Origin of the sequence: Streptomyces vinaceus, assembly GCF_008704935.1 — a bacterium.
Taxonomy (GTDB): Bacteria; Actinomycetota; Actinomycetes; order Streptomycetales; family Streptomycetaceae; genus Streptomyces; species Streptomyces vinaceus.
The window spans coordinates 1,141,073-1,159,626 of record NZ_CP023692.1 but is presented as its reverse complement, the minus strand read 5'-3'; the positions used below and the strand labels follow the sequence as shown (position 1 = coordinate 1,159,626).

At 72.2% G+C, this 18,554-nt stretch carries 15 protein-coding genes; 9 read left to right on the top strand and 6 right to left on the bottom strand.

The genetic code is table 11. The features are described from left to right. Positions 1 to 46 precede the first annotated feature (46 nt). Together lysX and CP980_RS05190 are read left to right on the top strand one after the other, a co-directional pair. Positions 47 to 3,352, top strand: a complete 3,306-nt coding sequence (gene lysX / locus CP980_RS05195) for a bifunctional lysylphosphatidylglycerol synthetase/lysine--tRNA ligase LysX (RefSeq protein WP_150492762.1) — start codon at positions 47 to 49, stop codon at positions 3,350 to 3,352. Between the two features lie 70 nt (positions 3,353 to 3,422). Next, positions 3,423 to 4,346 (top strand): polysaccharide deacetylase family protein, encoded by a 924-nt coding sequence (locus CP980_RS05190; RefSeq protein ID WP_150492761.1) that lies wholly within the window; start codon positions 3,423 to 3,425, stop codon positions 4,344 to 4,346. Positions 4,347 to 4,412: 66 nt separating this feature from the next. On the opposite strand, the gene CP980_RS05185 is transcribed toward CP980_RS05190, so the two are convergent. Then, the gene (locus CP980_RS05185; RefSeq protein WP_132754433.1) at positions 4,413 to 5,111 is read right to left on the bottom strand and encodes a class F sortase; all 699 of its coding nucleotides are present in this window, start codon (positions 5,109 to 5,111) and stop codon (positions 4,413 to 4,415) included. A 355-nt stretch (positions 5,112 to 5,466) separates the two neighbouring features. Here CP980_RS05185 and CP980_RS05180 point away from each other — a divergent pair, with 355 nt between their 5' ends. After that, positions 5,467 to 6,051, top strand: coding sequence for a hypothetical protein (locus tag CP980_RS05180; RefSeq protein ID WP_132754431.1), 585 nt, complete (start codon positions 5,467 to 5,469; stop codon positions 6,049 to 6,051). 141 nt (positions 6,052 to 6,192) lie between these two features. Here CP980_RS05180 and CP980_RS05175 read toward each other — a convergent pair whose 3' ends face one another. The 3 genes from CP980_RS05175 to CP980_RS34995 form a co-directional block, all read right to left on the bottom strand. Next, positions 6,193 to 6,759 (bottom strand): hypothetical protein, encoded by a 567-nt coding sequence (locus CP980_RS05175; RefSeq protein WP_150492760.1) that lies wholly within the window; start codon positions 6,757 to 6,759, stop codon positions 6,193 to 6,195. Between the two features lie 214 nt (positions 6,760 to 6,973). Next, positions 6,974 to 7,744, bottom strand: a complete 771-nt coding sequence (locus CP980_RS05170; RefSeq protein ID WP_150492759.1) for a bestrophin-like domain — start codon at positions 7,742 to 7,744, stop codon at positions 6,974 to 6,976. Positions 7,745 to 7,787: 43 nt separating this feature from the next. Next, entirely contained in the window at positions 7,788 to 8,486 is a 699-nt protein-coding gene (locus tag CP980_RS34995) for a hypothetical protein (protein WP_167535745.1), read from the bottom strand. A gap of 314 nt (positions 8,487 to 8,800) precedes the next feature. Between CP980_RS34995 and CP980_RS05160 the strand changes: the two genes are divergently transcribed. Next, positions 8,801 to 9,631, top strand: a complete 831-nt coding sequence (locus CP980_RS05160) for an SAM-dependent methyltransferase (RefSeq protein ID WP_132754761.1) — start codon at positions 8,801 to 8,803, stop codon at positions 9,629 to 9,631. A gap of 107 nt (positions 9,632 to 9,738) precedes the next feature. Then, positions 9,739 to 11,910 carry a putative bifunctional diguanylate cyclase/phosphodiesterase gene (locus tag CP980_RS05155; protein ID WP_132754759.1) on the top strand — a complete coding sequence of 724 codons (2,172 nt, stop codon included), beginning with the start codon at positions 9,739 to 9,741 and terminating at the stop codon, positions 11,908 to 11,910. Positions 11,911 to 12,064: 154 nt separating this feature from the next. On the opposite strand, the gene CP980_RS05150 is transcribed toward CP980_RS05155, so the two are convergent. Continuing rightward, a complete protein-coding gene (locus CP980_RS05150; protein ID WP_150492758.1) occupies positions 12,065 to 13,135 on the bottom strand; it encodes an FAD-dependent monooxygenase in 1,071 nt (356 codons plus the stop codon). Between the two features lie 119 nt (positions 13,136 to 13,254). Here CP980_RS05150 and CP980_RS05145 point away from each other — a divergent pair, with 119 nt between their 5' ends. After that, the gene (locus tag CP980_RS05145) at positions 13,255 to 13,947 is read left to right on the top strand and encodes a TetR/AcrR family transcriptional regulator (RefSeq protein ID WP_150492757.1); all 693 of its coding nucleotides are present in this window, start codon (positions 13,255 to 13,257) and stop codon (positions 13,945 to 13,947) included. A 36-nt stretch (positions 13,948 to 13,983) separates the two neighbouring features. On the opposite strand, the gene CP980_RS05140 is transcribed toward CP980_RS05145, so the two are convergent. Then, positions 13,984 to 14,862: a LysR family transcriptional regulator gene (locus tag CP980_RS05140; RefSeq protein ID WP_099888586.1), complete on the bottom strand. Its 879-nt coding sequence runs from the start codon at positions 14,860 to 14,862 to the stop codon at positions 13,984 to 13,986. Between the two features lie 94 nt (positions 14,863 to 14,956). On the opposite strand from CP980_RS05140, the gene CP980_RS05135 reads away from it, so the two are divergent. Genes CP980_RS05135 through CP980_RS05125 form a run of 3 tightly spaced genes read left to right on the top strand, consistent with a single transcriptional unit; the run spans position 14,957 to position 18,391 of the window. Further along, the gene (locus CP980_RS05135; RefSeq protein WP_123511528.1) at positions 14,957 to 15,661 is read left to right on the top strand and encodes a succinate dehydrogenase; all 705 of its coding nucleotides are present in this window, start codon (positions 14,957 to 14,959) and stop codon (positions 15,659 to 15,661) included. A 1-nt stretch (position 15,662) separates the two neighbouring features. Beyond that, positions 15,663 to 17,645, top strand: coding sequence for a fumarate reductase/succinate dehydrogenase flavoprotein subunit (locus CP980_RS05130; RefSeq protein WP_132754419.1), 1,983 nt, complete (start codon positions 15,663 to 15,665; stop codon positions 17,643 to 17,645). Beyond that, the gene (locus CP980_RS05125; RefSeq protein ID WP_132754417.1) at positions 17,642 to 18,391 is read left to right on the top strand and encodes a succinate dehydrogenase/fumarate reductase iron-sulfur subunit; all 750 of its coding nucleotides are present in this window, start codon (positions 17,642 to 17,644) and stop codon (positions 18,389 to 18,391) included. The genes CP980_RS05130 and CP980_RS05125 overlap by 4 nt, the downstream gene beginning before the upstream one ends. The last annotated feature ends 163 nt before the right edge of the window (positions 18,392 to 18,554 follow it).

Here is an 18,554-nt window from a genome sequence, read left to right as displayed (position 1 = left end):
GCGCTTCGCCGCGCGCCGCGGCGCGGGCCTCCCTACAGTGCGAACCATGAGTGCCACCGTGGAGGAGACCCGGGGCACCCGGAACCGCTTCCTGAACCGGGTGCCCGACGCGTTCGCCGCGTTCTTCGGAACGCTCGGACTGCTGTGCGCCGTGCTGGCGCTCTCCCCGACGCTGAGGCACCTGCTGCGGCAGGTCGTGCGCTTCCTGGACGAGATCGTGGTACCGGTCAGCGCCAACCTGGCCTACGCCGTCTTCCTCTTCCTCCTCGCCGCCGCGCTGGGCACCCGCAAGAAGGTCGCCTGGTGGATCGTCGTCACCTATCTGGCCCTGCTCATCCTGGTCGACGTCCTGATCATCGCCGACGAGTACTACTGGATCGGCGGGCCCTCGATGGCCATCGCCGTCGCCGCCCTCGGCGTGCTGATCGCCGCCCGCAAGGAGTTCTACGCCGCCTCGCGGCCCGGCGCCTTCTGGCGCGCGATGCTCGTCCTGGGCCTCGGGCTGCTCGTCGCCGTGCTCGTCGGCTGGGGGCTGGTCGCGCTGTTCCCCGGCACCCTGCCCAAGGGGCAGTGGCTGGACTGGGCGGCCCGGCAGGTCTTCGGCGGCCTCGTCTCGCCCCGCCAGTTCGACGGCCAGCCGCCCCGCCCCCTGTACTTCTTCCTCGGCCTGTTCGGCGCCCTCGCCCTGCTGAACGCCGCCTCGACCCTGTTCCGCTCCCAGCGGCTGACCGCCGCCCTGCACGGGGACGAGGAGCCCCGTATCCGCGCCCTGCTCGGCGCCTACGGCCGGGGCGACTCCCTCGGCTACTTCGCCACCCGCCGCGACAAGGCCGTCGTCTTCGCCCCCAACGGCAGGGCCGGCGTCACCTACCGCGTCGAGGCCGGCGTCTGCCTCGCCAGCGGCGACCCGGTCGGCGACCCCGCCGCCTGGAGCGCCGCCGTCGACGCCTGGCTGACCGTCGCCCGCCGCCACGGCTGGCAGCCCGCCGTCATGGGCGCCTCCGAGGAGGGGGCCACCGCGTACGCCCGCTCCGGGCTCGGCGCCCTCCAGCTCGGCGACGAGGCCATCCTGCACGTCGCCCACTTCGACCTCGACGGCCGCGACATGCGCGTCACGCGCCAGGCCGTCAACCGCGTCAAGCGCACCGGCGCCACCACCCTCATCCGCCGCCACTCCGCCCTCAGCGAGGAGGAGATGCAGCGGATCATCGAGCGCGCCGACACCTGGCGCGACACCGAGACCGAGCGCGGGTTCTCCATGGCGCTGGACCGGCTCGGAGACCCCGCCGACGGGGACTGCCTGCTCGTCGAGGCCTTCGACGCCCAAGGGGAGCTGATCGCCCTGCTCTCCTTCGTCCCCTGGGGGAAGGACGGCATCTCCCTGGACCTGATGCGCCGCGACCGCACCGCCCCCAACGGGGTCATGGAGTTCATGGTCGCCGAGCTGTGCGCCGCGGCGCCCGGCCTGGGCGTGCGCCGGATCTCCCTGAACTTCGCCGTCTTCCGCTCCGCCTTCGAGGAGGGAGGGCGCATCGGCGCCGGGCCGGTGCTCAAGCTCTGGCGCAAGCTGCTGCTCTTCTTCTCCCGCTGGTGGCAGCTGGAGGCCCTGTACCGCTCGAACGTGAAGTACGGGCCCGAGTGGTACCCGAGGTTCCTCTGCTACCAGGACGCCGGCTCGCTCGCTCGGGTCAGCCTCGCCTCCGGCATCGCCGAGGGCTTCGTCTCCGTACCCAGCCTGCGCAAGCTCTGGGGCAACGCGCACCCCAAGGGGCTCACCGCACCCACCAGCACCGAGGGGCTGCCCTCCCTCGACTCCCTCGCCCTGGACCTCGTGGGCGTGGAGGCGGAAACGGCCTCGCGGGCCGAGCGCCTGCCCGAACAGGTCCGCGTACGCCACGACAAGATGGAGCGGATCCGGGCCGCCGGCACCGACCCGTACCCGGTCGGCATCCGGCAGCGCACCCACACCGTGGCCGAGCTGCGGGCGGCCCTTCCCGTACACCCGCCCGGCGCCCGCTCCGGGGAACAGGCCACGCTCGCCGGCCGGGTGATGCTCGTACGCGACCTCGGCGGGGTGGTCTTCGCCGTCCTGCGCGACTGGTCCGGGGACATGCAGCTGATCCTCACCCGGGACGAGAGCGGCGCCGGCGTACTCGACTCCTTCACCTCCCAGGTCGACTTCGGCGACCACGTGGTCGCGAGCGGGGAGATCGGCGCCAGCCGCAGCGGCGAGCCCTCCCTCGTGGTCTCCTCCTGGCAGCTCACCGGCAAATGCCTGCGCCCGCTGCCGGACAAGCGCAAGGGTCTCGCCGACCCCGAGGCGCGCGTGCGGCGCCGCTACCTCGACCTGGTCGCGAGCCCCGAGGCGCGGGACGTCGTACGGGCCCGCTCCTCGGCCGTTCAGGCGCTGCGCCAGGGGCTGCTGGACCGCGGGTACCTGGAGGTCGAGACCCCGATGCTCCAGCAGATCCACGGCGGGGCCAACGCGAGGCCCTTCCGGACCCACATCAACGCCTACGACCTCGACCTGTACCTGCGCATCGCGCCCGAGCTCTACCTGAAGCGGCTGTGCGTCGGCGGCCTGGAGAAGGTCTTCGAGATGGGCCGCACCTTCCGCAACGAGGGCGTCTCCTACAAGCACAACCCCGAGTTCACGATGCTGGAGGCCTACCAGGCCTTCGCCGACTACGACGTGATGCTCGACCTCACGCGCGAGCTGATCCAGGGCGCCGCGACCGCCGCCTTCGGCTCGCCCGTCGCCCACAAGGCGGGGCCGGACGGAAAGCTGGTCGTGCACGACATCTCCGGGATCTGGCCGGTCAAGACGGTGTACGGGGCCATCAGCGAGGCGCTCGGGGAGGAGGTCGACGCCGACACCGAGGAGCACGTGCTGCGCCGGCTCTGCGACCGGGCCGACGTCCCCCACACGCCCGAGGACACCCGCGGGGACGTGGTGCTGGAGATGTACGAGCGGCTGGTGGAGGAGAGGACCGAGCTGCCCACCTTCTACAAGGACTTCCCCACCGACGTCTCCCCGCTGACCCGGCAGCACCGGGTGGACCCGCGCCTGGCCGAGCGCTGGGACCTGGTCGCCTTCGGGACCGAGCTGGGCACCGCGTACTCGGAGCTGACCGATCCGGTGGAGCAGCGGCGCCGGCTCACCGCCCAGTCGCTGCTCGCCGCGGGCGGCGATCCCGAGGCGATGGAGCTCGACAACGACTTCCTGGACGCGCTGGAGTACGCGATGCCGCCGACCGGCGGCCTGGGCATCGGCGTCGACCGGCTGGTCATGTTCCTCACGGGCCTCACCATCCGCGAGACGCTGCCGTTCCCGCTGGTGCGGCGCGGCTGAACGGGTGAGGGGGAGCGCACGCCTTCGTGCCTCCCGACCTCTGCGGGGATGTCGTTGATACGTAGTAATAATGAAAAATGACGAGCCGACAGTAGGGCGACGCGTGCTCCTGCGCTCCGCCGTCTTCCTCGGAGTCGCCGCGGCCGCCGGACTGCTCACCGGCGGCGAGACCGGCGCGCCCGGCCAGAGCGCGGCGGGCGGCACCCCGGGCGCGGGCCTCGGCGCCGGTACGGCGGGCGGAGGCCTGCCGGGACCCGGGGGCGCCGCCGGACCGGGCGGAGTCCGCGCCCTGCGCCCGCAGGCGCCCGGGCAGGCCGCGTACCGGCTGAGCCCCATGACCGCCGAGGCCCCGCTGCGGCCGCCCGCCGCACGGCCCGCCGTACGGACCCGGCCCATCCTCGAACTGCCGCCCGACGCGAGCACGGCGAGCTCCATGGTGCTCACCTTCGACGACGGGCCCGACCCCCGCTACACGCCCGCCATCCTCGACACCCTCGCCCGGTACGGCGTCCGCGCCATGTTCTTCGTCTGCGGGGAGATGGCCACCGACAACCGGGACCTGCTGCGCAGGATGGCCGCCGAGGGCCACGTCATCGGCAACCACACCTGGACCCATCCGCTCATCCCCACACTGAGCCGGCCCGCCCTCGCCTCCGAGATCGCCCGCACCAGCGAGGTCGTCCAGCAGGCGGTGGGAGAGGCGCCGCAGTGGTTCCGGGCGCCGTACGGGGCGTGGAACCGGGCGGCGTTCGAGATCGGGGCCGAGCTGGGCATGGAACCGCTGGCCTGGACGGTGGACACCCTGGACTGGAAGGAGCCGGGAACCGCGACGATCGTCTCGAACGCCCTCAAGGGCGCGGCGCCCGGCGTGATCGTGCTGAACCACGACGCGGGCGGCGACCGCTCGCAGAGCGTGCAGGCGGTGAGCACCTACCTGCCCCAGCTCCTCGCGCGCGGGTACCGGATGACGACGCCGAAGCTGCCGCCCCGCTGAGGAGGGTCCTCCCCGGCGGGGCGGCAGGGTGTGCGCCCGCGCGGTGCGGCGGCGGTCCGCCGCCGCTCAGCGCGCCTCCACCATCCGGGCGAAGACGACGACGTTGCCGTCGTAGCCCCGGGCCTTGGAGTAGCCCCCGCCGCAGGTGATCACCCGCAGCTCCGCGTGCCCGTTGTCCCCGTACACCCGGGCTCCGGGGAAGGTCTCCTTCGAGAAGACCTCCACCCCGTACACCTCGAACACCGCCGTATGCCCGTCGTACCGCTCCACCTCGATGTGGTTGCCCTTGCGCAGCGAACCGAGGCCGTAGAAGACCGCCGGGCCGTTCGCGTTGTCGACGTGGCCGACGATCACCGCCGAGCCGCGCTGGCCCGGCGAGATGCCGTTGAGGTACCAGCCGGCCAGATTCGGGTCCTGCGGGGGCGGGGCCTCGATCCAGCCCTGCGCGTCCAGCCCGACCGTCATCACCGGCGCGTCCACCTTGATGTTGGGGATGCGGATGCGCTGGACCGAAGAGTGCTCCAGCGGCGCCACCTCCGGGCGCGCCTCGCCCTGCTGCCGCATCGGCTGCTCACCCTGTGCCGGCGGATCTGCCGGCAGCCGCTCGGCCGGTACCCCGACCGCCGCCGCGGCGGTCGGCTGCGGCGGCCCGTCGCCGACGTCCGCTCCGTTGCGCATCATGGCGAGGCCGCTGAGCATGACCAGTGCGAGCACGCCCCAGGGGGATCGTCTTCTCGGTGGCTGCTCGCTCTCGTCCTCGGTCATGGCTCTCCCTTCCCGACGCGGGGGTCCCGACCCGCGTTCCTGTCCCACCCCTGTACGCCCTTCCTCACGCACGCTAAGGCTGCGTGCGCAAGACGGCGATCGGTGAAGGGCGAACGGGTGGTGGCACGGCCGGAAGGGGTGCGCCCATCCAGGTATTCGTCACATAAATGCCTGACGGGTCGTGACCTGCGGATCCGTCAGCTGAGCCGCGCGGCTGTCGGCGTGTCGCTCAACCTTGCGGCCCAAAGCCGGAAATGCGCTGGTTGCGACCCGCCCCGAGGGTTCGACGTGGGAGGCGTTCTCGTCGATCTTCCCGGGCGACCGCTCCGGGGCGCTTCCCGCTGGAGGTTCCACCATGCGTGTTCTCCGCGCCCTCACCGTGGCCGCGGCGGCCGTCGTCGCCGTCGGGCTCAGTACCCCGTTCGCCACCGCGAACCCGTCGGACCCGTTGGGCGGAGCCCCCTTGGGCGGATCGCCGTCGGGCCAGGGCGGCAACGGCGGCAACGGGGGCAATGGCGGTAACGGCGGCAATGGCGGCAACGGGCCGAGCAATGTCACCGTCAATCCGTACTCCGTGCACCAGGGCTCGACGATGCAGGTCAGCGCGGCCGGCTGCCGTCACGGCGGCACCGTCTGGTCGGCCGGCAACTTTCCCCAGACGAACCTGTCGGCCGGCTCCATCGGGTTCGCCACCGTCCGGATCTTCAACCACGCCTCACCGGGCAACCACACGCTGTCCGTCAAGTGCCACGACAACAGCCTGGTCGCCACGCACCGCTTCACGATCCTGCGGGGCAACGGCGCACAGGGCGGTATCGGCGGCTCGTTCGGCCCGTCCACCGCCGAAACCGCCATCGGGTCGGGCCTGGTCGGCGCCGCGGCCCTGGGCGCGGGCGTGCACGTGATGCGCCGCCGTCGTCCGCTGCGCGGGCGGGCCTGACGGCCGGGCCCGCCCGGCCGAGCCCTTCGCCGTCCGCAGTGACCCGGGAACCGCCGGTCGCCCCGATTCCTTCCCAGGACTCGGGGCGACCGGCGGTCGGTGCTCCGGGGCGTGGAGTGTGAGGTGGGGGGTGTGGTGTGCTCAGTGGCCGCGGGTGGCGGCGCGGCGGCGCAGTACGTACGCCGTACCGCCGGCGGCCGCGAGGAAGAGCGCGGCGCCCGCGCCGAGCTCCCGGGGATCCATCCCGGCCACGCTGCCGCCCAGACCGCCGCGTACGCCGAGGGAGGCACCCCGGGAGGCCGCGGAGGCGGCCGTCGACGTGGAGGTGGAGCTGGTGGTGGGCTTGGTTGTGCCGCCGGTGATGGTGAGGTCCGCCGAACGGTTCACCCCGTTGCAGGTGAAGGTGACGGAGTAGACGGCTCCGCGCCGGGCGTCGCTGTCCACGGTCACCCGGGCGGTCTTCCCGCGTCCGATGACGACCGTGTCGAAGACTCCGGACGAGACGGTGGCTTCGGCGACGTTGCAGCCGGGGGCGGAGACCACCGTCTGGCCGCCCGGGGCGACCTGCGATGGAGTGATGGCGACGGCGAAGGGGGTGACGGGCTCGGCCGCGGTCGCGGAGGGCGCGCCGAGGGCGCCGAGCGCGAGTACGGCGCACGTGGCGCCGGCGCTCAGCAGGGCTGTGGCGTTGCTGCGTATCGCACCCATGGTTGATCTCCGGATCTCCGAGGAGCAGCCGCGGAACGGTTTCCGCACGTGGGAGGTCGTGCGCCTCGATGTCCGACACGCTAGGTCCGGGCGTGGTGACCCGCGATCAGGAACGGGCGAATGGGGCACGGACGTAGGCCGAACCGGGGACGGGAGGCCCGTCCCCGGTTTGGGTGGGGCGCGGGTGCGTGCGCCCGGGGCCCGGCCCCGCGCCTCAGCCGCCGAGCGGCAGGTGCGGGAACTGGGCGAGGAAGGGTTCGGCGGTCGCGGCGATACCGCGTCCGAACGGTGCGTCGAAGTCCCAGATCAGGAACAGCAGGAAGGCGATCAGGGCACTGAACAGGCCCGCCAGCAGCAGTTCCCGGAACGAGCGGCGGATCTGCAGGGTGAAGACCAGGCCCACCGTCACCAGTGCCCCTGCGATCAGCCCGAACCACACCACCCCCGGCATCGTCGCCCCGGCGCTCTGGCCGCGTGCGTTGCGCGCGTCGTCCGCGATCGCGACCTGGTCCACGAGCGGCTGGTACGCCTGTCCCTCGTGGTCGGTCTGCGGTTCGTAGTCCGTGACGTCCCGGCGGATACGTTCCAGCAGCTCCCCGCTGCGGTCGGTGAGATCGCCGTGGTCGGCCATCTCCTTCCACTCCGTGTCCACCACGTACGTCACGTACGCGTCGACGTCGGACCGGATCTTCTTGCGCACGTCGGCCGGGTAGACCTCGGAGCGGACGCTGATCTCGTGCAGGGCCTGGGCCTCCTGGCGCACGTACTCCTGGGCGGCCCCGCGGCCCTCCCAGACACCCGCGATCGCCAGGCCCAGCACGATCGCGTAGATCACGCCGATCATCATCGTCATGTACTCGATGACGTCCGGGGTCTCGCTGGGATCGTCGTCGTCGCCGATCCGCCGTTGGTTGATGAAGGCGATGGACAGCACCACGGCGCAGGCCGCCGCCATCGCGAGGGTCAGGACGAGCCATTCCGACAAGATGACTCCCAATCGGTCACGAAGTCTGGTGTGCGGGGCGGGTCTAGCGCGGGCGCAGCGCGACGATCGCGAGCACCGCGGGAGCCGCGGTCATCAGGGTGAAGGTCACCGGTGAGATGTGGTGCTCGGGCCGCTTCACGGCCGCCGTGTGGTAGGCGGGCCTGGCCACCGGCTTCTTCGGGGGCGGGGGCGGGGGCGTCACCACGGGGTCGGGCGCCTTCACCTGGAGCGGGGGCGGCGGCACCGGCTTCGGCGGGGCCGGCACCGGCGGCTTCGGCTGCGGCTTGGCCTGCGGAGGTGGCGGGGGCGGCGGCGTGGGCTTCGGGGCGGGCACCGGTGGCTTCGGCGGCGGCGGCGGAGGCGGCGTGGGCGTCGGGGTGGGGGTGGGGGTCGGGGTCGGCTTCGGCGGACACGGCGGGGGAGGCGGCGGCGGGCAGTGGTGTCCGCCGTGTCCGTGGTGTCCTCCGTGCCCGTGGCCGTGCTCGTGCCCGTTCCCCGGGCCGTGGCCGTTCCCGTGGCCGTCGCCCCGGTCGTCGGACGGCCCGGCGCCGTGATGTCCGCCACCCCGGACGCTCGCGGCCGCGCCGCTTCCGGTGGTCGCGACCAGCGCGAGGGCGCTCGCGCCGTCCCCGGCGTCGATCGTCGCGTAGGCGCTGCTATCAGCCACGGCCGGTGTGGCGGACAGCGCCGCCCACAGCAGGACCGGGACCACCAGCAGGCGTCTGGTACAGGCTCTGTTCACCCGGGGAGCATGGGCTCACGTGCGCCCGCGCACGCGGAGGTCAGCCGTGGTTCGCCTGAACGGGTGGCGCGGAGACCGTAGAGGTTTAAGCCACGGAATGACGAATTCCGATCATCTTCCTGCGTATTCCCAAAAGCGACTTGTCGGTTTCGGTCATTCGCTGCGGGAGGGGCCGTGGAGGCCTTTGGTGTGTGATGAAGAACGGATCACCAATTTCCGCTTTTGCTCGCTCCGTTGGGCAATGATCAGTACATTCGGCTCGGACAGGCGTCCGATCCCGGACGACCGCGCAGGACTACGGCTTGGAGACCCCGATGGAGCGCCCCGCCTGGGCCCCGCCAGGTATCGACATATCGGTGCCGAGCGTGTCCCGCATCTACGACTACTACCTGGGCGGCTCCCACAACTTCGAGGTCGATCGCCAGGCCGCCCGCCGCGCCATGGAGTTCCTGCCGGGCCTGCCCAAGATCATGCAGGCCAACCGGGCGTTCATGCGCCGCGCCGTCCGCTACGCCGTGGCCCAGGGCGTCACCCAGTTCCTCGACATCGGCTCCGGCATCCCGACCTTCGGCAACGTCCACGAGATCGCCCGGGCCGCCAGCCCCGAGGCCCGCGTCGTCTACGTGGACCACGACCCGGTGGCCGTCGCGCACAGCCGGGCCGTCCTCGCCGGGAACGAGCACACCGACATCGTCGCCGCCGACCTGCGCAAGCCGCAGGACATCCTCGCCGCCCCCGAGGTCACGCAGCTGCTCGACCTCGAACGCCCGGTCGCCCTGCTGCTCGTCGCCGTCCTGCACTTCCTGGAGGACTCGGACGACCCGTACGCCGCCGTCGCCGAGCTGCGCGACGCACTGGCCCCCGGCAGCCTCCTCGTGCTCACGCACGCCTCGTACGAGGGGATCCCGCTGTCGCAGGAGGTCGCGAGCGGCACCGTCGGCGTCTACCGGGACATCCGCAACCCGCTCGTCATGCGCAGCGGCGAGCAGATCGGCCGCTTCTTCGACGGCTTCGAGCTCGTCGAACCCGGCGTCGTGTTCATGCCGCTGTGGCAGCCCGAGGGCACCGAGGACCCGGAGGACGGGGGGACGCCCGAGGACCCGTACGCGTTCTCGGGCTTCGGCGGAGTGGGACGCAAGGCGTGAGATCCACGGCCGCGGTGCCCTCCGGCACACCGACCCCGAAGAACGAGGGGCCCGCCCAGGCGGCGGAGCCCACCGCTGCGCCGACAGGCCCGCCGACACCGGCGGGCCTGTCGGCGGGCGCGGGCCCGGCCGCACTGCGGACCGGGCTGGAGGACCGGATCGGGCGCTTCGCGACCATCTGGGGACGGGCGATCTTCCCCGTCACCGCGACCTCGCTGACCCGCGTCGAGTTCGAACAGCACCTCATACCGCTCGCCCGGACCCTCGCCGAGGCCCTGCACGCGCGGCCCTTCGACGCGGGCGTGGCCCAGCGGGTCGGGGCCGAACTCGTCGCCGTGCACTGCACCGACCCGGAGGCGCTCGCCGGCACGCTCGGCGTGGTCGAGTCGTACCTCGTGCTCTACTGCGGCCCCGACGGCGTCGGCGTGGAGGGCACCGAGGAGTACCGCTCGCGCTGCGCCCGGCTCCAGCACGGGATCGCGGCCGGATTCGCCCGCGCCCTGCGCGAGCGCACCCTCAAGGAGCAGGAGGCCATCGCCCGCTCCGCGCTGACCGCCCGCATCGACGCCCAGCAGGCCCTGCACGCGAGCGAGGAACGCTTCAAGGCGGTCTTCGAGGGCGCGGCCGTCGGCATCGGCATCGCCGACCTCCAAGGCAACATCCTGGAGGTCAACGACGCGCTGCTGCAGATGTTCGGCGGCATGGGCGGGCACATGCAGGGGCGCAACGTCAGCGAGTGGGGCCACCCCGACGACGCCCCGCACGTCTGGCGGATGTACGGCGAACTCGTCCGCGGCGAACGCGAGAGCTACCGGGTGGAGAAGCCGTACTACCGCCACGACGGGACCGTACTGTGGACCAACCTGACGGTGTCGCTGCTGCGCGACGCCGAGGGCGTGCCCCAGTACCAGCTGGCGCTGATGGAGGACACCACCGAGCGCCGGCTGCTGAACCTGCGCCTGCGCTACGAGGCCACCCATGACGCCCTGACCGGCCTGCCGAACCGGACACTGTTCTTCGAACGCCTGGAGAAGGCCCTGAGCGGGGCCGGCGGAAGCCGTTTCGGCCTGTGCTACCTGGACCTGGACGGGTTCAAGGCGGTCAACGACAGCCTCGGCCACTCGGCGGGCGACCGGCTCCTGGTGGAGGTCGCCGACCGGCTGCAGAGCTGCGCGACCGGCCCCGGCGAGGTCGTCGCACGCCTCGGCGGCGACGAGTTCGTGGCCCTGACCACCGGCTCGGACACCGAGGAGAAGGTGACCGAACTCGCCGTCCGGATCCTGTCCGCCTTGTCGGTGCCCATCCGCATCGAGGGCCGCGAGCTGTCGGTCCGCGGCAGCATCGGCATCGTGGAGGGCCCGGCCCGCGAACGCACCGCGGCGGAAGTGCTGCGCAGCGCCGACATCACCATGTACCGGGCCAAGGCGGCCGGCGGCAACCGCTTCGAGTTCGCCGACGCCGAGGCCGACGCGCGCGCCATCACCCGGCACGGCCTCACCAACGCCCTTCCGGCGGCGCTGGAACGCGGTGAGTTCTTCATCGAGTACCAGCCGCTGGTCCACCTCCACGACGGCAGCGTCCACGGCGCCGAGGCCCTCGTCCGCTGGTCGCACCCGCAGTACGGGGTACTCGGCCCGGACCGCTTCATCCCGCTCGCAGAACGGACCGGGCTGATCGTGCCCCTCGGCCGCTGGGTCCTGGAGGAGGCCGTCCGCCAGGCCCGCAACTGGCAGCGCCAGCACGGCGGGTCGTCCCTGCGCATCAACGTCAACCTCTCGCCGACCCAGCTGCACCACCCCGGTCTGGTCGCCGACACCGTCGCGGTACTGGAGAACTCGGGCCTCGCCCCGGGCGCCCTGTGCCTGGAGGTCACCGAATCGGCCCTGATCGGCGCCGACGACGAACTCCTGGAACCGCTGCGCCGGCTCGCGGCCCTCGGTGTGGACATCGCGCTCGACGACTTCGGCACGGGCTACTCGAACCTGGCCAACCTGCGCCGTCTGCCGGTCAGCGTCCTGAAGCTGGACCGCTCCTTCACCAAGGGGATGCAGCAGCAGCCCGCCAACCCGGTCGACGTCAAGATCGTGGAAGGCATCGTCGCCCTGGCCCACAGCCTCGAACTCGCGGTCACGGTCGAGGGCGTGGAGACCGGCGCCCAGGCAGCCCAGCTCCGCGACCTCGGCTGCGACACCGCCCAGGGCTGGTACTACGCCCGCCCCGGCGCCCCCGACCGCATCCACACGCTCTCGCTCTCGGACGCCGTGCCCACCGCTTCCTGACACCCCACCCGGATCAGGACCCAGCCCCGGGCCCCAGCCCCGGGCCCCGGCCCCGAGCGCCCGGGCCGACCCCCACCGCCGGCCCGACCCGCCGGCCCCGCCCGGACAGCCCCGCCCGGACCGCCCCGGGGACGGGCCCGCCCGGCGTGGCCGGTCATTCCAGGCCGGCCTCCGTGCCTCGGCCGGGGGTGCGGACGGCGGCCAGGACCCGCTCGTACCGCCGCGCCGTGTCGGCCACGACCTCGGCGGCCACCGGCAGCCGCTCGGCCTGATAGGCGTCGAGCACCTCGTCTCCGCCGGGCCCGGTGAGGGCGGCGGCCAGGGTCCGGCCCAGGGCGGCCGCGTCGTCGATGCCGGTGTTCATGCCCAGCCCGCCGGCTATGGGGTGGACGTGCGCGGCGTCCCCGGCGAGGAAGACCCGGCCCTCGCGCATGCGGGCGGCCACGCGCACATTGACCCGCCAGGTGGAGACCCAGGTGGCATCCGTGAGCCGGATCCCCGGTATCCGCGCACGGCGCTCGAAAAGCCGTTGGAAACCCTCCGGCGAGGGCTCCAGCGGCTCGCCCCGGCCGTCCTGCTCGGGTGAGGCCTGCAACTGGAAGGAGTCCGTCCCCGGCATCGGGCAGAGCATGATCCCGGCGCCGTCCGAGGTGAACCACTGGTGCCAGAAGTCCCGGCTGAGGCCCTCGGCCCGGACGTCCCCGACGACCATCGCCGGCTCCTCCTGCGTACTTCCCTCGAGCGGGATGCCGAGGAGCGTGCGGGTGGTGCTGCGCCCGCCGTCGCACCCGGCGAGATACCGGGCCGCTATCACCGTGCCGTCCGCCAGCTCGGCCCGGACCCCGGCCGCGTCCTGGGTGATCCCTGTCAGCCGGCACCCGTATTCAACCTGCACGCCCAGGCCGGCGAGCCGTTCGCGCAGCGCCCCCTCGATCTGCCACTGCCCTATCAGCAGCCCGCCGTCGACCACGGGAGTGTCCTTCACGTGGGCCCCGTCGAAGTACTTGCGCAGGACCACCCGCTCGTCGCCGACGGCGGTCAGGGATCCGGCCACGCCGAGCCGCTCGAAAACCTCCAGGCTGCTCGGCCGGAGCCCCTTGCCGCGGGACTCGTGATGCGGTCCGGTGCGCCGGTCGATGACGCGGACGGCGGCTCCGCGCAGGGCGAGGTCGCAGGCCAGGGTCAGCCCAGTAGGGCCGGAGCCCGCGATCAGTACGTCAGTCATCGGATGTCCTCTCAGGTCGGTCCCGCTCCCGTCGATGTCTCAAGGAAAGCGGCTTCCGCCAGAAAAAGCAACCCGGTCAAGAAATTAACCGAGTCACGAACCGTGCTATCCTTTGCGGCATGGAGAAGACGACGGGTCTGCGCGAGAACAAGAAGCTCCGTACGCGCCGCCAGCTGGCGGCCACGGCGCTCGAACTCTTCCTGGAGCGGGGCTTCGACGCCGTGTCGGTGGCCGATGTCGCCGCCGCGGCGGAGGTCTCCAAACCGACCCTGTTCCGGTACTTCCCGAGCAAGGAGGACCTCGTGCTCGACCGGTTCGCCGACCACCAGGACGAGGCGGCGCGCATCGTGCGCGACCGGCCCGCCGGGCAGACGCCCGTGGGCGCGGTGCGCACGCACTTCCTGGGGGCCCTGGCCGAACGGGATCCGATCACGGGACTCTGCGACCACCCCGGGGTGCTGGCGTTCCAGCGGCTGCTCTACTCCACCGCCAGCCTGGAGAGCCGGATGTCCCACTACACCGACCGCGAGGTGGAGCTGCTCGCCGCCGTGCTGGAGGCCGAATCGGTACGGCCGCTCGCCGCCCGGCTCGCGGCGACGCATCTGGTGGCGGTCCGCCATGCGCTGGGCCGGGAGAACTACCTCCGCATGGATGCCGGCCAGAGCGCCGACGCGGCGCACCCGGCCGCCGTGGCCGATGCCGAAGAGGCCTTCGCCATGCTGGCCGACGGCCTCGACAGGACACTTCCCAGAGCCGAGGCCGAACCCAGACCCGAGGCCGAACCCGGCGCCGAGGCCGCTCCCGGCGCCTGACGGCCGGCGGGGCGCACCGCACAGGGCTCTGCGGCCTCAGCCCAGCAGGATGCGCCTGAGCTCGCGGGCGGCGCGCGGGGGAGCGACGTCCGTACGGTGCGCCAGGGCGATGGTGCGGCGCAGCGGAGAGCCCGCCAGCGCGGTGGCGCGCAGCCCCGGGCCGCCGTGCTCCACGACCATCGCCGGGACCACCGCCACGCCGAGCCCCGCGCGCACGAAGCCCAGTACGGCGTCCATCTCCCCGCCCTCCACCGTGAACACCGGCTCGAAGCCCTCCGCCCGGCAGGCGGCCACCGTCAGGTCCCGCAGGTCGTAGCCGTGGCGGAACATCACCATCGGCTCGTCGCGCAGCGCGGACACCGTCAGCGGCCCGCCGCCCGCCGGTGGCGGCAGCTCCGCCGAGGAGACCACCACCAGGTCCTCCGTCAGCAGCTCCACCGTGGTCAGCGCCGGGGCCGAGGGCGGCAGCGGGAGCGCGATGAGCGCCAGGTCCAGGGCCCCGCGCGCCAGTTCCCGTACGAGGTCCAGCGAACCGCTCTCCTCGATCAGCAGCTCGATCCCCGGATGCGCGGTGTGGAAGGCGCGCAGCACGCCGGGCAGCAGCCCCGTGCACACGCTCGGCGTCGCCCCCAGCCGGACCCGCCCCCGCCGCAGCTGCGCCAGCTCCTGTACCTCCAGCCGTGCCGTGTCCGCGTCCGCCAAGATTCGCCGGGCCAGCGGCAGCAGCACCTCGCCCGCGTCCGTCAGCGCGATGTTCCCGCGCGCCCGGCTGAACAGTTCCGCCCCCAGCTCCCGTTCCAGCGACTTGATCTGCTGCGACAGCGACGGCTGGGCGACGTGCACCCGCTCCGCGGCCCGGCTGAAGTGGCGGGTTTCGGCGACGGCCACGAAGTACAGGAGCTGCTGGAACTGCATCGCCCCAGGATACGCCGCCCATAGGAAGCCCCTATTGACATAAGCGCCATCATGTCTTGGACCTCTCGGGACTTTGGTCCTTACCTTCGATGGCATGGCTCTGGCAACGCGGACGGGCCGACGGCCGTCCACCACGCGCACGCTCTGGGACTCCACCGTCGGCAAGAAGTCCGTGATGGCGGTCTCCGGGCTGATCATGCTCGGCTACCTGGTCGTCCACATGCTCGGCAACCTCAAGATCTTCTTCGGGGCCGGCGAGTTCAACGGCTACGCCCACTGGCTGCGCACCCTCGGCTCCCCCTTCCTCCATCACGAGTGGGCCCTGTGGATCGTGCGCGTGGTGCTCCTCGCCGCGGTCGTCGGCCACGCCGTGTCCGCGTACCAGCTCAGCCGCCGCGACATCAAGGCCCGCCCGGTGAAGTACGCCCACAAGCGCCGCCGCGCGAGCTACGCCACCCGCACCATGCGCTGGGGCGGCATCATCCTGGCCCTGTTCATCGTCTGGCACCTGCTCGACCTCACCACGCTCACCGTCAACGAGCGCGCGTGGGCCGGCCACCCGTACGAGAACGTCCTCGCCACCTTCTCCACCTGGTACGGAAACACGATCTACATCGTGGCGATGGCCGCCGTCGGCCTGCACGTCCGGCACGGCTTCTGGAGCGCCGCCCAGACCCTCGGCGCGGGCAACGCCCGCCGCGACCGGGCTCTGAAGTTCCTCGCCAACGCCCTCGCCCTCGTCCTCTTCGCGGGCTTCGTCTCCGTCCCCGTCGCCGTCATGACCGGAGTGGTGAGCTGACATGAGCAACGACCCCGCACACACCGACCACACCCACACCGACTACACCCACTACGCCACCGGCGAGCCGATCTCCGACACCAAGGCCCCCGAAGGCCCCATCGCCGAACGCTGGGACCGCCGCCGCTTCGAGGCCAAGCTCGTCAACCCGGCCAACCGCCGCAAGCACACCGTCATCGTCGTCGGCACCGGCCTGGCCGGCGGAGCGGCCGGCGCCACCCTCGCCGAACAGGGCTACCACGTCGTCCAGTTCTGCTTCTCCGACTCCCCGCGCCGGGCCCACTCCATCGCCGCGCAGGGCGGCATCAACGCCGCCAAGAACTACCGCAACGACGGCGACTCGGTGCACCGCCTCTTCTACGACACCGTCAAGGGCGGGGACTTCCGCGCCCGCGAGTCCAACGTCCACCGCCTCGCCCAGATATCGGTCGAGATCATCGACCAGTGCGTGGCCCAGGGCGTGCCCTTCGCCCGCGAGTACGGCGGCCTCCTCGACACCCGCTCCTTCGGCGGCGTCCAGGTCTCCCGCACCTTCTACGCCCGCGGCCAGACGGGCCAGCAGCTCCTCCTCGGCGCCTACCAGGCGCTGTCCCGGCAGATCGCCGCCGGAAACGTGGAGATGCACGCCCGCACCGAAATGCTCGACCTGATCACCGTCGACGGCGTGGCCCGCGGCATCGTCGCCCGCGACCTCGTCACCGGGAAGATCTCCACCTACTACGCGGACGCCGTCGTCCTCGCCTCCGGCGGCTACGGCAACGTCTTCTACCTCTCCACCAACGCCATGAACTCCAACGCGACCGCCGTCTGGCGGGCGCACCGGCGCGGCGCGTACTTCGCCAACCCCTGCTTCACCCAGATCCACCCCACCTGCATCCCGCGCACCGGCGACCACCAGTCCAAGCTCACCCTGATGAGCGAGTCCCTGCGCAACGACGGCCGCATCTGGGTCCCCAAGGCCCAGGGCGACACCCGCCCCGCCGCCGAGATCCCCGAGGACGAGCGCGACTACTACCTGGAGCGGATCTACCCCTCCTTCGGCAACCTCGTACCCCGCGACATCGCCTCCCGCGCCGCCAAGAACGTCTGCGACGAGGGCCGCGGCGTCGGCCCCGGCGGCCAGGGCGTCTACCTCGACTTCGCGGACGCCATCCGCCGCATGGGCCGGGACAAGGTCGCGGAGAAGTACGGGAACCTCTTCGACATGTACGAGCGGATCACCGCGGAGAACCCGTACGAGGTCCCCATGCGGATCTACCCCGCCGTGCACTACACGATGGGCGGCCTGTGGGTCGACTACGACCTCCAGACCACCGTCCCCGGCCTCTTCGCGATCGGCGAGGCCAATTTCTCCGACCACGGCGCCAACCGCCTCGGTGCCTCCGCCCTGATGCAGGGCCTCGGCGACGGCTACTTCGTGCTCCCCTCCACCATCAACGACTACCTGGCCCGCCATCCGCACCAGGACGCCGTCGACGACACGCACCCCGAGGCCGCGGCCGCCGTACGGGAGGTCCGCGACTGCCTCGCCAAGCTGCTCGCCGTGGACGGCGACCGCACCCCGGACTCCTTCCACCGCGAGATCGGCGAGCTCATGTGGGAGTACTGCGGCATGTCCCGCACCGAGGCGGGCCTGCGCAAGGCCCTCGCCCGGATCCCGGAGATCCGGGAGGAGTTCTGGCGGCGCATCAAGGTCCCGGGCACGGGCGAGGAGTTCAACCAGTCGCTGGAGAAGGCCAACCGCATCGTCGACTACCTGGAGCTCGCCGAGCTGATGTGCCTCGACGCCCTCCACCGGGCCGAGTCCTGCGGCGGCCACTTCCGCGAGGAGTCCCAGACCCCGGACGGCGAGGCCGCCCGCCGCGACGAGGAGTTCGGCTACGCCGCGGCCTGGGAGTACCAGGGCACCGGCGCGGCCCCCGTCCTGCACAAGGAAGACCTCGTCTTCGAGTACGTCCACCCCACCCAGCGGAGCTACGCATGAGGCTCAACCTGCGCGTCTGGCGCCAGCAGAACCCCGACACCCCCGGCGCCATGGTCACGTACGAGGTCGACGGCATCTCCCGCGACATGTCCTTCCTGGAGATGCTCGACACCCTCAACGAGGACCTCATCCTGCGCGGCGAGGACCCGGTCGCCTTCGACCACGACTGCCGCGAGGGCATCTGCGGCGCGTGCAGCCTCGTGATCAACGGCGACGCCCACGGCCCCGAGCGCACCACCACCTGCCAGCTGCACATGCGGTCCTTCGCCGACGGCGACACCATCGACGTCGAACCCTGGCGGGCCGCGGCCTTCCCGGTGGTCAAGGACCTCGTCGTGGACCGCGGTGCCTTCGACCGGATCATCCAGGCCGGCGGCTACATCACGGCCCCGACCGGATCCGCCCCCGAGGCGCACGCCACCGCCGTGCCCAAGGCCGACGCCGACTCCGCCTTCGAGCACGCCGAGTGCATCGGCTGCGGGGCCTGCGTGGCGGCCTGCCCCAACGGCTCCGCGATGCTCTTCACCTCCGCCAAGGTCAACCACCTGAACGTGCTGCCCCAGGGTTCGCCGGAGCGGGAGACCCGCGTGCTCGACATGGTGGCCACCATGGACGACGAGGGCTTCGGCGGCTGCACCCTCACCGGCGAATGCGCCACGGCCTGCCCCAAGGGCATCCCGCTGCCCTCCATCGCCGCCATGAACCGCGAATGGCTGCGGGCGGTCCGCAAGCACGGAGGAAGCTGAGAAGTGGCTGTGAGACGGGGATAACGGACCTCAGACCCTTGCGTGAAAGATGAACGAAGTGAAAGGTGAAGGTGAACGAGGCATCCGCCCCTGCCTGCCGGACGGCGCCGCACCCCCGCACGCCGGGTGCCGTCCGCATCCTCGGGTGCCGCACACCGGCGCC